This is a genomic window from Lacinutrix sp. (assembly GCF_023299985.1).
In the GTDB taxonomy this organism is placed as follows: Bacteria; Bacteroidota; Bacteroidia; order Flavobacteriales; family Flavobacteriaceae; genus Lacinutrix.
Genome location: NZ_JALZVX010000112.1, coordinates 1 through 13,574, shown reverse-complemented (window position 1 = coordinate 13,574; position 13,574 = coordinate 1). Strand labels below are relative to the sequence as shown.

Here is a 13,574-nt window from a genome sequence, read left to right as displayed (position 1 = left end):
ATTATAGAATTGTTATCTGCTTCGGCATCAGCTATAGATTGGTAATATTCTACTCCAAAAATTGTTGAATCTTGACCATTTAATATTGTAGCGTTTTGATTAGAGAAATCAAAGTTAGCTACAGCATTGTTATCATCGTCGCAAATTGTTATTCCGTTTGGTTCATTTGCAACAGGAATATCAAAATAAGAAACATCAGCTTCTCCTTCAAGTGTTTCGCATGAGTCTGTAGTGACTTCAATAGTTACTTCATAAAAACCAGGAGTATTAATTTCTAAATCGAAATCCGATTCAGTAAGCATATTCCCATCCATAAACCATGTGTATGTTGCTCCAGATATGTTTTCTGCCATTAAAGTGTATAAATCTCCTGTGCAAAGGCGCAACTCTGTTAAGTTTGTTCCATTTTGGATAATATCTATTTTCTCTGTGAAAAATGAAGTAACAAATGGTGGTAAACCTTGTCTTGCATTGTTGGTTAACGTTATTGAGTTTTGTGTATAGTTAGCTGTTAAACCAATATTATTAGGAGATTCAATAGTGCTTAAATTTGGAAAACCTGTATCATAACTTTGACTTTCGGTTTTGTAAATTTTCCCATCTGGACCTAATTGTAAGGCACTTCTAAAACCTTGTTTTACCTCTAATTCAATTTGGGTTGCACTAATGGTTGCTGTATTGTTTGTTGATAAGTCATACTGTAATAATGCCGAATCATGGTTTAGGGCATTGTTATTGTCTTGTGTATTGCTACTAAAAAAATCGTTATAAGTACTTACGTAGAGTACTTGGCTATTTGGCGAAAATTCTACTCCGTAGGGATATATAGCACCATTAAGGAAAGTTTGATCTATTGTTATTGCTTTAGGTGGCGAAACAGTACCATTAGTTAAGTCAAAATCATACAGAAATAAACGACTACTACCACCATCCCTAACATTAGCAGATACTAATTTAGTGCCATCAGGCGAAAATTTTAAATAACCACGACCATTTCCAGCAGTACTAAAACCTGTGCTAGATGGTGTTCCTAGTAAATTTATACCTGTGTTAGATACTTCATAAACATAAAATAAATCGAAACCACTTAAATTATTAACCTGTGTTGCTACCAAAATATTTCCAGATTGGCAGTCTTTTAATACTGCACTTAATTTTTCTGTAGCGTTACCAAGTAGTGATACATTTTTGTTAGTAGGTACAACATCTCCAAAGCCACCATTTAATGTCATATTTACTTCAGAATAACCAAAACCTGAATCTGGACCTTGAAATTGTGTGTCTTGTGTAAAAATATAATAGATATCTAAGTCGCCAGGTTTAGGAATTATAATAGCAGATTGTGTGCTAGATTGACTACCTAATAATCCAGTACCATTAGGCATAGTATTGCCTAATCTATCATAAACTATTTCGCCATTTGTATAAAAAAGCAAATCACCATCACTGTTAGAGATAGTAGTGCAACCTTCTTCTGTAGTTAATTGCCCATTGTTTATAGCATTTACTGTGCCTGCATCGATATCGAAACTAATACCAGCATTATCTCCAAAGTACCAATTAGAGGCTTCTTTTTGTGCATTAGAAAATGCACAACATAAAAGTGTAGTTAAAATTAGAACAATCTTTTTCATTTTTTGGTATAAGCGACAGATACCAAAGATATTATAAATAGCTTAAGATTGCTACAGCTAAAATGTTAAAATAAAACAGCTAATAATAATACTTATTATAAATCTCTTTTTAAAAGTAGTCTATAAGAAAAGAAAACAAAAAGTGCTGTCCATACTAAAACTATTACAATTTCATACCAATGTACAGCATAATCGTAGCTTAAATCTTCTCCTGCGACGCTAGCTATTTCTTTTACAGCTCCAAGTCTTGAAAGTGGTTGGTCTATTAAATTAGACATTGCATTTAATGGTAAAAATTGTGTAATAGCATCTGCATATTCTTTAGTACTTTCTAATAAGAATAGTACAAGCCTAATAATACTCTCAAAAATATACCATATAAAAAGAAACCCTAAAGTAAAAGCTGAACGCTTTATTAAAATACCTACAAATAAGCAAAAAGAGAAAAAACCTAGTAATTTAACAAAGAAAGCGATAAGGTATTCCAAATCTGTAAAAATAATACTCGCTTCAGTATAACTAGAAAAAATTAAACCTAAAGTTAAAGATAAAACGAATATATATAGTGTAGAAAGTAGCGAGAAAACAGCTACTGTAACAAATTTAGAAATGACAAATTCCTTTTTACTAAAGCCATCAATTAAGTTTTGTTTAATTGTTTTGTTGCTGTACTCATTCGCAACCATAGATACAATTACAATGGCAAGAAAGAACTTTAATTCTGCAGCCACATATGCATTAAAATGCCATATGTAAGGGAAGTTGAAAATACCCATTTCGGCAGCATGAAATTTAAAGAAACCAAAATTAAATTTTATTGAAGCAATTAGTGAGATAAAACCAAGAAGGATAAAATAGGTAAGTATTAATACTTTACTAGCCTTATTATTCCACAGTTTTATAAATTCTATGTTTAGAAGTCTTAGCATGTTTGGTTTGTTTATCTGAAATAAATCAGGTTGGTTTTATAGGTGTTTAAAAAATAAGTAAAATTTATTACTACTTAGTTGTCATCTGTAAGTTGAAGAAACTGTTCTTCCAGGCTTTCTTTTCGCATCACTAAATGAGAAATATAAATACCTTTTTCTACTAGTTGCTTATTAAACTCTGAAGCAGCTAAAGGCGCATTTAAAAAAGCAGTGATTATACCTTCTTTTTTAGTTGTTTTTTCTATTGAAGCATGTTGTTCTAAAAACTGAAGCAATTTAGGTTCATCATCATGTTTTAATTCAAAAAAACCATTACTAGATATCATTTCATCTACACGACCAGAATATAGTTTTTCACCTTTTCTAAGCACAACAACATGCGAGCATACTTTTTCTACTTCGTCTAATAAATGCGATGCTAGAAGTATGGTAGTACCTTGACTTGCAATATCTCTTATTATTGCTCTAATTTGGTGTATTCCTTGAGGATCTAAACCATTTGTTGGCTCGTCTAAAATTAAAATTTCTGGATCGTTAAGCAAAGCTGATGCTATGGCTAAACGCTGTTTCATACCTAGAGAATAAGTTTTAAACTTGCTCTCTTTTCTGTCTAGCAAACCAACAATTTCTAGTTTTTCGTCTATTTTAGAATAATCGATGTCTTTAATTTTACAAACTAATTTTAAGTTCTTGTATGCAGACATGTAAGGATAAAAATTAGGTCGCTCTATAATAGCACCTACTTTTTTTAAGGCTTCGTGAGTAGAAATAGAACCATCAAACCATTTAAAGTTGCCATTGGTTTTATTTACAACATTTAGAGTAATACCTAATGTTGTAGATTTACCACTTCCGTTTGGACCTAATATGCCATAAACATTACCTTTTTTAATAGTAAAAGACAGATTGTTTACAGCTGTTAAATTGCCGAATTTTTTTGTAAGATTTTTTATTTCAAGAATGGTTTCCAATACGATTGATTTTAAACACATAAAAACTCTAAAAAAGAATTGTTAAGTAAGTTGGTTTAAAAGTAAGACGAAACTAGTAAACTTTTGTTACAAATTAGAAAATAAAAAAATCTGGTTAAGATTATTTTGAGGCTTTATATAGAATTATGAATTTGATGTTGTCGTAAAAAAAAGTTGGTTTTACAGATGTGTGTCGCTTTGAATACTTGGTTTTTAGGTGCGAAAAATGATTTATAACTGAGATAAGAAGAGATAAAAATACAGAGATGCACAGAGAGAAATAAATAACATTATAGTTTTTAATACTGAATTTTAAATTTAAAACTGCTAACAAAAAATGGCATACAGCTAACTTACTTTAATTCCAGTGCTCATCGAAATCTAAATTGTCGTAATCATTAACATCAAAATCATCATCAAATTCACTGTCGAACTCATCTTTTTCGGCTTCAAATATTTTTTCTGGAGCAGCTTCAGGAACTTGACCTTGAACAAACATTAAATTTGGATAATCTACACCTTCGTTTTCTTCTGCAATTTCAGCAAGTTCAACATAAAATGTCCACATGCTTAAAAAATCGTAAACATAAATAAGTTTTGTTTGCGCTTCATGAACAGTGTTGTTCAAAGTAGTTTCGCTCATTAATTTTACTTCGTTAGCACCTTCGCTCATGTCAAAAAGAGAAATTTCTTCACCTTGATTCCATGCATCGTCACTTAAATAAAAAGAAGCAACTTCTGTACCATCAAACCCAAAAGACTGCGTAATTATATTATGCAAATCTTCCATTGTGTCTGTTTCTTTAATCTCTAAATCGCGAAACACATCATCGTCGGTATCGTTATCTAAAATGACTCTAAATCTATAAATCATAATTTAATTTTGGTTTGCAAAGGTACGATTGTCTTCTATATTTATTCAGAAATAAAAATACTTTTCCGTCTGTTCTCTAAATATACGTAAAATTGGATTCCGAATAAAATAGTAGCAATCACTAAATGTAAAGGTTGTGATAAAAACGGAAAGTCGAAATAGAACATTGAAATTCCAGAAACAACCTCGAAAACAATGCATATAATTACTAAATCCATTTTTTTATAACCCAGTTTCATACCTCTATTTCTAACATATAACCATGCATTTGTAAAGAAGACTAAAAATGAAAAACTCCTGTGAACGTAAAACTGTAACGTAGGACTTTGCATCCATAGTTCTTTAATATAACCAATGTTTTTAACCTGCTCATCTACATGATGTCTTACTTGCGTGCCTAATACTATTTGAATTAACGTTAGTACCATTGCAAATAGTAAAACATTTTTAAATTTAGAATCTGCTATTTGATTTTTAAAACTGGTTTTAGACGCGTAAATAATATATAAAATGAAGGCAACAATAACCAAAGCCATAACCATATGTGTGGTTATTTTATAAGGTGCTAGGTTAGAATCTACAACCGTTTTGCCAAGCCAAGCTTGAAATGCCATGCCAAATACAGTAAGAATAGAAAGTATGGTTAGCCATTTGTTTTTACGCCAAAACCAAAAGGAAATTAGAGTAAAAATTAATATTGGAATTCCAGATAAAGCACCAAATAGCCTATTAATATATTCTACCCAAGTATGCGTAACATTAAAGGTTGAATAATCGTGTTTTGTGTATGGTTTCCAGTTGTTTAAATTTATGTTTTCTGAAGACTTAAAATCTGTTTCTGCAACTAAAAGGGCTTCTTCTTTAATAATAACAATGCCTTCTGTGTAGTCATGATTTGTTTTAAATTCTAAATCTGAAGCTTGCGTTGGTGGAATGTAATATCCAAAACATTTTGGCCAATCTGGACAGCCCATTCCAGAACCTGTCATGCGAACAACTGCTCCAGCGATTATTACTAAATAGACTAAAACTAAAGCTGTTTTAGCGATGGTTCTAAAGTGTTTTTTCATATTTATTTCCTGTAAAAACAGGAGTTTTTTAATTTAACTCTTTCTTGAAGCACACACTATTTTCCATGCCTTTGTACTGACCATAATTAGGTGTGATTATGTACTCGTATTTTTTATAAAAGCTAACAGCTTCAATCTGTCTTTTTCCTGTTTCTAAAATTAAACTGTTGTAAACTAATTCTTTAGCCCAAGTTTCTAATGCGTTTAAAACTTTACCAGCTATTCCTATTCCACGAAATTCTGGTTTTGTAAACATGCGCTTAATCTCTACTGTGTTGTCGTTAAAAGCTTTAAAAGTACCACAAGCAATAGCGACATTGTCTTTATAAGCAACAACTACATGTTTTAAAACATCAATATTATTAAACTGATTATAAAAATCATGTTCATCCTCATCTGTGATTTTTAAGTAGCTATCTAAAGATTTTACTAAAGTAATAAAATCTGGATTTTCAGAATTTGTTCTTACAATTTTCAGCATTGTTAGTCTGAAATTTTTAAACCTAAAGCCTTTCCTTTTTCTATCATTAATTTAAAAGCAGCTTCATGTTCATTTGGAATCTCTCCTTCTAAAATAGCTTCTTTAATAGCTTCTTTAATAATGCCAATTTCTCTTGAAGGTTTTAAATTGAATGTTTTAATAATTTCTTCACCAGAAATTGGTGGCTGGAAATTACGAACATGATCTTTTTCTTCAACTTCAATTATTTTCTCTCTAACAATTTTAAAATTGTTGTGGTACTTATTAAACTTCTTTGGGTTTTTAGTAGTAATATCTGCTTCGCAAAGCGTCATTAAATCATCTACATAATCACCAGCATCGAACACTAAACGTCTTACAGCAGAATCTGTTACAATATCTTGAGCCAAAACTATTGGTCGCGAACTCATAAATACCAATTTTTGAACGAACTTCATTTTTTCATTCAACGGCATTTTTAAACGTTTAAATAAATGATAAACCATTTTAGAGCCTTCAAATTCATGCGCATGAAACGTCCAACCTACTTTTTTGCTAAATCTTTTTGTTGGTGCTTTTCCAATGTCATGGAGCAGTGCAGCCCAACGTAACCAAACATCGCCTGTGTGTTTTGCAATATTATCCACCACTTCTAAGGTGTGGTAAAAGTTGTCTTTATGTTTTTGTCCTTCAATTTCATCAATACCTTTTAAGGCTGTTAACTCTGGAAGAATGTATTTTAATAATCCTGTTTCTTCTAATAGTAAAAAACCAACCGATGGCACTTTACTTTCTAAAATTTTATTAAGCTCTACAACAATACGTTCGTTGGTAATTATTTTAATACGTTCGTTATTTCTAGTAATAGCATTTAACGATTCTTTTTCTATTATAAAACCTAATTGTGTAGCAAACCTAATGGCTCTCATCATACGTAAAGGGTCGTCATTATAGGTAATGTCTGGATCTAAAGGTGTACGAATTATTTTGTGTTCTAAATCTTCAACACCATTAAAAGGGTCTAATAAATCACCAAAATTAGTTTTAGACAAATCAAGCGCTAATGCATTAATACTAAAATCACGACGGTTTTGGTCGTCTTGCAACGTGCCATTTTCTACAACAGGATTTCTACTGTCTTCGTTGTAGGATTCCTTTCTTGCACCAACAAATTCAACTTCAATATCGTCTAGCTTAAGCATGGCAGTGCCATAGGTTTTAAAAACCTGAACTTTTGGTTTGTTAGGTAAGTTTTTAGCAACTTGTTTAGCTAAAGCGATTCCGCTTCCTATTGCAACTACATCAATATCTTTTGCATCACCACGTTTCAATAAAAAATCGCGAACAAAACCACCAATAACGTAACTGTCGAGATTTAGCTCTGCAGCAGATTCAGAAATGATTTTAAATATGTTATGTTTTAGTGCTTCTTTGTAATTCATTGTTATTACCAACTAATTATTCGCGAATAATTTTAACACCACTACTATTACTTAACTTAATAATGGTAGAAGGATTTCCTCCGTTTTTTTGTTGGTGCAAATTTACCACATAATCCACACCTTTAATAATCGCGTCATCAATTTCTTTAAACGATTTTGGTGTTGGTTTTCCTGCTAAATTCGCAGATGTAGAAACTAGTGGTCTTCCTAAATAACGAACTAGTTTTGTGCAAAAATCATGATCTACAATTCTAATAGCTAAAGTATTATCTTCTGCTACTAAATTCTCTGCAATTCCTGCTGGATTATCGTAAATAATGGTAGTAGGCTTATCTGCTATGTCTAAAATAGTATAAGCCATTTTGGGTACATTATCTACATGTCTTTCAAGCATGCCATAATTATTTACCAAACAAATAAGCGCTTTACTATCGTCTCTTTGTTTTAACTTATATATTTTTTTTACAGCAGATTCATTTCCAGAATCACAACCAATTCCCCAAACAGTATCTGTTGGGTATAATATTATGCCACCACGTTTTAAAACTTCTAAAGTTTTTTCAATTTCTTCTCTCATTTAACTATAGATAATTGCTCTTAATTTTAAGAACCACAAAGATAATAAATATATGTGCGTTTATGTTTTGAATACTAATGATTTCGCTATATAATAAAAAATTTTATGTAGTTTTGTTTATACTATTTTTGGAGCGATATATAAATGGAGAATGAAAGAATTAATGTTACTAAAACTTTTTTGCCAGAGCAAAGCGAGTATCAAAAAATACTAAGTAGGTCTTGGGATAAAAGTTGGATAACCAATAGAGGCGAATTGGTTTTAGAATTAGAAAATAAAATTAAAAGCCAATATAACATAACTAATATTCTTGCTACCACAAATGGAACGTTACCATTACAAATAGCCATTAAGTGTTTAGGTTTAAAAGGAGATATTATTACAACTCCTTTTAGTTATGTTGCAACCACTTCTAGTATTATTTGGGAAGGTTGCACTCCTGTATTTGTAGATATTGATGCAGATACTTTTAATATAGATCCCTTAAAAATAGAAAGCGCAATAACTCCAGATACCTCTGCAATATTAGCAACACATGTTTTTGGGAACCCTTGTAATATTGATGAGATTACCAAAATAGCTAAAAAACATAATCTTAAAGTTATTTACGATGCTGCACATTGTTTTGGTGTAAGCTACAAAGCGCAATCTATTTTCGAATATGGAGATGTAAGTACTTGTAGTTTTCATGCTACTAAAATATTTCATACAGGAGAAGGTGGTGCTTTGTTTGCAAAAGATAAAGCGTTGTTTGATACATTATTTTCTCATCATAATTTTGGACATAATGGGCCTTCAGGTTTTCATGGATTAGGTATAAATGCTAAAATTAGTGAACTACAAGCAGCTATGGGATTAGCCGTTTTTCCACATTTAGAGGCTATTTTTGAAAGAAGGGAAACGCTTTATAAATTATATAAAAAAGAATTAGCTGGAAAAGCTCAATTTCAAAAAATTGAAGAAAATTGTGACTATAATTATTCTTATATGCCAGTTCTTTTTAAAAATGAAGCACAATTACTAAAGGTTATCGAGGTGCTTAATAGTAATAATATTTTTCCAAGACGTTATTTTAATCCGTCTTTAAATACTATAGATTATGTTGGAGGAGGAGTAATGCCTGTTTCCGAAGACATATCTAATAAAATTTTATGTTTACCACTATATTTCGATTTAGGTGAAGCGCAAGTAAAAAGAATTAGTACCTTAATAACTAATAGTATCTTAAATGAATAAAAACGACATTTATTTAATAGGAGTTGGAAACTATACTCAAGTTATTATAGAGTTAGCTACCGATTGTGGGTATAACGTAAAAGGTTTATATCATTATAATAATGAAAGAACAGGAGAAGCTGTTTTAGGTGTGAAAATTATTGGTTGTACCGAAGATTTATACAAAACCGACTTTAAAGGAAGTCAATTTGCCTTAACAATGGGCGGAAATAAATTACGTAATGAAATAGCAACAAAAATAAGAAATTTGGGTGGTTTTACGCCAAGTCTTATTCATCCAAAAGCATTTGTAAGTCCAACAGCTACTTTAGGTTATGGTTGTTTTATTCATTTTAATGCTGTGCTGTGGACTAAAGCAGCAATAGGTAACGATTGTGTTATAAGCCCTAATGCAATGATAGCACATCATGCAACAATACAAGATGGTTGTTCTGTAGCTTCTTTTTCTGTAGTTGGTGCTTACTGTAAAATAGGGAAACGTGTGCTTTTTGGTGTTAATGCTATAATTTTACCTAAAGCGCTAACTCTTGGAGATGATTGTGTTGTTGGTGCAAAGGCAAATGTTACTAAATCTTATCCTAATAACTGCGTACTTGTTGGAAATCCAGCAAGAAACACTAAATCCCTTAATTAAATGAAGCCATTATTAAGTATTTGCTGTACAACTTTTAATCAAGAAAAATATGTTGCGAAGACTTTAGAGGGATTTTTAAAACAGAAAACCAACTTTCCTATAGAAATTATTATTCATGATGATGCTTCGACAGACAATACTCAAGATATAATTAAGGATTTTGCTAAAAGAGATTTAAGAATAAAAACAATACTCCAAAAAGAAAATCAATATTCGCAAAATATAAAGCCTACAGCTAATTTTTGTATTCCAATGGCTACTGGAAAATATATTGCTTTGTGCGAAGGAGACGATTATTGGGTTGACGAATTAAAACTGCAAAAGCAAGTAGACTTTTTAGAAGCTAATCCAGAATACGTAGTGTCTTGGACAAATTTTGAGGTTTTAAAAAACAATAAAATTATTGCTAACGATTTTAGTTATAATGAAGCCGAAGTAACCATAGATTTTAATAATTTATTTACACCATATTGTACATATACATTGACGACTGTTTTTAAAAAACAAGCACTAGATTTAGAATTGTATAAAACACTAAAAAAGTCTAAGGATAACTCTTTGTATGTTATGTTACTACAAAAAGGAAAAGGTGTTTTTCTTAATTTTTATGGAGCGGTTTATAGAATACATGATGGAGGTGTGTATTCTTTAAAATCGGATTTCTTTAAACACTATTCTTCGTATTTAAATTTAAACGAAATTACCAAGGTTATTCCAGAGTCTCAGACTGAAAATATTAAAAAAATTCTTAAATCTTTAGCTAATGGTGCTGCATTTGCAGCTTTAAAAGCTAAATATACTGGAGAGAAACTAACCCAAGTGCAACAACAGTTTATGGAAAATCATTTTAAAAATGTACCATTAAAAACAAAGTTTAAATACTATAAGAGAATTTTTAAATACAAATTTTTAAAATAAACATTTAAAAAAGAGAGCTATTCTATCAAGAGTAGGAATTTTAGAAAAATAACCCGAATCGTTTTTAATGTATTTATAGTAAGCACTGCTGTTTTCTTTGCAGTTTCTAATAGTTCTTATCATTACCTTATCTATATGTTCAATAAACAATTCTTGATTGTAAACTTTCTTTTCTGCGTTTAATACTATTATTTTTTTAGAGGCTTCAATAGTTTTAATTATTTCATCCTTAGTCAATCCTCTGGTTAAATTAACAGCTTTTAAATAAGAATCAATATTGGCATCGTTAAAAGAAATACCCAAATTAAGGAGTTGCTTTTTCTTAATTATCACTTCAGATTTCTTTAAATTTTCAGCCTTTGTTTGACTAATATTGTTGGGATGCCATCTGTATTTTAATAATGATTCTGGAATATTATAAAACTTTGTTTTAGCAATTAATTGGCTCCAAAGTCCATAATCTTCAGCAGGTACATATTCGTTTTCAAAACGTAATTCACCAAGATGAGATTTTTTAAATAGTACAGTAGGATTACCAATACAGCAGTTGTTTAACATTTGTATTTTCATTCTATCATGTGTTTCTTCATGCTTAATGGTTTTGTTCTCTTTGTCTCCAAAAAAGGTAAACCATGTACCACAAACACCATAATCTGGGTTGTTTTTTAAAAAGCTTATTTGTTTTTCAAAACGTGTTGGTAAAGCAATATCATCTGCATCAAGCAAAGCAATGTATTCTGTTTCTGTAAGTACTATTCCTTCATTTCTTAAATTTGCAGGACCAACATTTTTTGACTTAGTTACTATTATTATTCTAGAATCTCTTTGTTTGTAGTCTTCTAATATTTTAGCTGTTTGGTCTTGAGAATTATCATTTAAAATTAATAATCTAAAATTAGAAAAAGTCTGACTTAAAACGCTGTCTATAGACTCTGCTAAAAATTTTTCGCCATTATAAACAGGCATAATTACTGTAAGTTCAGTCATAATTATTTTAATAAAAATTTTAATTGCTGAGCAGTGTTTTTTCCAAAAATAAAAGATTTAGAGACTTTTTTATCTCTAAAGTTTTCTATTATTTCATTAAAGTTTTTTCCTTCAATGTATTCTAGAGTTGGCCATTCTTTTTTATCAAATGGATGAAAATCTTTATGGTCTTTATAATTGTCTTTGTTTATAGATTTCCAAAATTCAAAAAAGGAATCTACATCAAAATCAATATTATGTCCCCAATTATCTAATTTAAACTTTAGTTCTTTTTCATCTCTACTCCAAGATTGGTGTATGGATATAAAAGGAACATACCATTTTTCTTGATCTTTGTTTTTTCTAGCTCTAGTAAAATTGGCTTGTGTTGTGCCTAAATAGTAGTTGGTGTACGTTGGGCAATATAAAATGCCATCGTCAAGTACTTTGTAAACATCTACCATGAAAGAACAAATTTGAACAGGTTTCTTTCCAGTTAATTTCTTTTTATTCTTTTTTAAATACGCTGTAAAGCCTTTAAAATCTACAAAATATTCGTCTGCATCTATTTGAATACAAATACCATCGCCCATTTTTTTGGCAAGCATATTGCGTTCTCTAGTATCGTTCTCCATAGCGTTGAGAGCAGCATCATAAAAATTATCTTGGTAAATAGTAATCTTATTATCTGTGTCAAATTCTTCAACCCATTTAAAAAAACTTGGGTCAACAATAAATGTATTTCCAGACCAAGTTTGTCTATTAATGTCTAATGCTAAAGTAATAGTATTAGCATGTTTGTAAACTAAAGGAATCGAAATTTTTAAAAGTTCGTAATCGTAAGCGACTAAGAAACCAACGTTTATTTTCATAATTTTTATTAAAGTACGAATATAAATAATTTTAGAATTTGTAAGTTGCAAAAAGTCAATTAATACTTTTGTATGCATAGTAAGTTAATAACTATAGTCATCCCGATTTACAAAGTAAATCTCTCAGATTCCGAGCAAATGTCTTTAAACCAGTGCTTCAAAGTATTGGGTGATTTTGATATTGTATTTGCACATCCAGAAGGTTTAGATGTGTCCTCAATAAATGAAAATGCTAAGGCTAGAACAGAGTCTTTTCCTAATCACTATTTTAAAACGGTTTTTGGCTATAATAGTTTAATGCTATCTGAAGAATTTTATAAGCGTTTTTTAGATTTTAAGTACATGTTAGTCTATCAATTAGATGCATTTGTTTTTAAAAATGAATTAATAGAATGGTGTAACAAAGGTTACGATTATATTGGAGCGCCTTGGATAGCATCACCCAATACACTTGTTAAAAAAATGATAAGTGTATTCGACTCTAAAAGAAAAAAAGAACGCAGTAAAATATTTTTTAAAGTTGGAAATGGTGGATTTTCATTAAGAAATATTACTAAAAGCCATCAAATTACAATAGCATTAAAAACTGAGATTGAAACGAATTTAAAACGAGAGCAAAACGATTTTTATATCATGGAAGACATTTTTTGGTCTATAACAGTACCAAAACACTATCCAGATTTTAGTATCCCATTTTATAAAGAAGCTCTTAACTTTGCAATGGATAGAAAGCCAGATTTAGCATTAAAGCTTAATAATAATAAACTTCCGTTTGGTTGTCATGGGTTCGATAAGCCAAAGGTTGAAGGTTTTTGGAAAGATATATTAATTTCAAATTATGTAGGTTAGAGCATGCGTAAAGTTATAAATCCAACATACACAAAACATACTAAAACCTTAGACGATCTTATATTAAATTATGAGACTAAGGGAGAAGCCTTTGGTAATCAAGACAGAAATAGTTTACGTCTTTTTAAATTAGACGATAAAA

General features: G+C 30.3%; 13 protein-coding genes and 1 pseudogene. 4 read left to right on the top strand and 10 right to left on the bottom strand.

Going from position 1 to position 13,574, the window contains the following annotated elements:
* The 8 genes and pseudogenes from Q0C58_RS05710 to Q0C58_RS05675 all read right to left on the bottom strand — a co-directional run.
* A pseudogene (locus Q0C58_RS05710) lies at positions 1-1,634 on the bottom strand (hypothetical protein); the annotation flags it as partial.
* Between the two features lie 95 nt (positions 1,635-1,729).
* Positions 1,730-2,563 carry an ABC transporter permease gene (locus Q0C58_RS05705; protein WP_290698689.1) on the bottom strand — a complete coding sequence of 278 codons (834 nt, stop codon included), beginning with the start codon at positions 2,561-2,563 and terminating at the stop codon, positions 1,730-1,732.
* Positions 2,564-2,637: 74 nt separating this feature from the next.
* Complete coding sequence (locus Q0C58_RS05700; RefSeq protein ID WP_290698686.1) at positions 2,638-3,534, bottom strand: ATP-binding cassette domain-containing protein; 897 nt, start codon at positions 3,532-3,534, stop codon at positions 2,638-2,640.
* A 358-nt stretch (positions 3,535-3,892) separates the two neighbouring features.
* Positions 3,893-4,408 carry a hypothetical protein gene (locus tag Q0C58_RS05695; RefSeq protein ID WP_290698683.1) on the bottom strand — a complete coding sequence of 172 codons (516 nt, stop codon included), beginning with the start codon at positions 4,406-4,408 and terminating at the stop codon, positions 3,893-3,895.
* Between the two features lie 41 nt (positions 4,409-4,449).
* On the bottom strand, positions 4,450-5,478 hold the full coding sequence (locus Q0C58_RS05690) for a heme A synthase (protein ID WP_290698680.1): 1,029 nt from the start codon (positions 5,476-5,478) through the stop codon (positions 4,450-4,452).
* 28 nt (positions 5,479-5,506) lie between these two features.
* Positions 5,507-5,959: a GNAT family N-acetyltransferase gene (locus Q0C58_RS05685; protein WP_290698678.1), complete on the bottom strand. Its 453-nt coding sequence runs from the start codon at positions 5,957-5,959 to the stop codon at positions 5,507-5,509.
* A gap of 2 nt (positions 5,960-5,961) precedes the next feature.
* Complete coding sequence (locus tag Q0C58_RS05680) at positions 5,962-7,380, bottom strand: HD domain-containing protein (RefSeq protein WP_290698675.1); 1,419 nt, start codon at positions 7,378-7,380, stop codon at positions 5,962-5,964.
* A gap of 16 nt (positions 7,381-7,396) precedes the next feature.
* The gene (locus Q0C58_RS05675; RefSeq protein ID WP_290698672.1) at positions 7,397-7,957 is read right to left on the bottom strand and encodes an L-threonylcarbamoyladenylate synthase; all 561 of its coding nucleotides are present in this window, start codon (positions 7,955-7,957) and stop codon (positions 7,397-7,399) included.
* A 144-nt stretch (positions 7,958-8,101) separates the two neighbouring features.
* On the opposite strand from Q0C58_RS05675, the gene Q0C58_RS05670 reads away from it, so the two are divergent.
* From Q0C58_RS05670 to Q0C58_RS05660, 3 genes are read left to right on the top strand one after another with little or no spacing between them, the layout of a single operon-like run.
* Entirely contained in the window at positions 8,102-9,193 is a 1,092-nt protein-coding gene (locus tag Q0C58_RS05670) for a DegT/DnrJ/EryC1/StrS family aminotransferase (protein WP_290698667.1), read from the top strand.
* The gene (locus Q0C58_RS05665) at positions 9,186-9,827 is read left to right on the top strand and encodes a NeuD/PglB/VioB family sugar acetyltransferase (RefSeq protein ID WP_290698664.1); all 642 of its coding nucleotides are present in this window, start codon (positions 9,186-9,188) and stop codon (positions 9,825-9,827) included. The genes Q0C58_RS05670 and Q0C58_RS05665 overlap by 8 nt, the downstream gene beginning before the upstream one ends.
* Positions 9,828-10,745 carry a glycosyltransferase gene (locus Q0C58_RS05660; RefSeq protein WP_290698661.1) on the top strand — a complete coding sequence of 306 codons (918 nt, stop codon included), beginning with the start codon at positions 9,828-9,830 and terminating at the stop codon, positions 10,743-10,745.
* On the opposite strand, the gene Q0C58_RS05655 is transcribed toward Q0C58_RS05660, so the two are convergent.
* Positions 10,737-11,732, bottom strand: coding sequence for a glycosyltransferase family 2 protein (locus tag Q0C58_RS05655; RefSeq protein ID WP_290698658.1), 996 nt, complete (start codon positions 11,730-11,732; stop codon positions 10,737-10,739). The genes Q0C58_RS05660 and Q0C58_RS05655 overlap by 9 nt on opposite strands.
* Positions 11,733-11,734: 2 nt before the next feature.
* Positions 11,735-12,583, bottom strand: a complete 849-nt coding sequence (locus tag Q0C58_RS05650; RefSeq protein WP_290698655.1) for a hypothetical protein — start codon at positions 12,581-12,583, stop codon at positions 11,735-11,737.
* A 138-nt stretch (positions 12,584-12,721) separates the two neighbouring features.
* On the opposite strand from Q0C58_RS05650, the gene Q0C58_RS05645 reads away from it, so the two are divergent.
* Positions 12,722-13,432 (top strand): DUF5672 family protein, encoded by a 711-nt coding sequence (locus Q0C58_RS05645; protein ID WP_290698652.1) that lies wholly within the window; start codon positions 12,722-12,724, stop codon positions 13,430-13,432.
* The last annotated feature ends 142 nt before the right edge of the window (positions 13,433-13,574 follow it).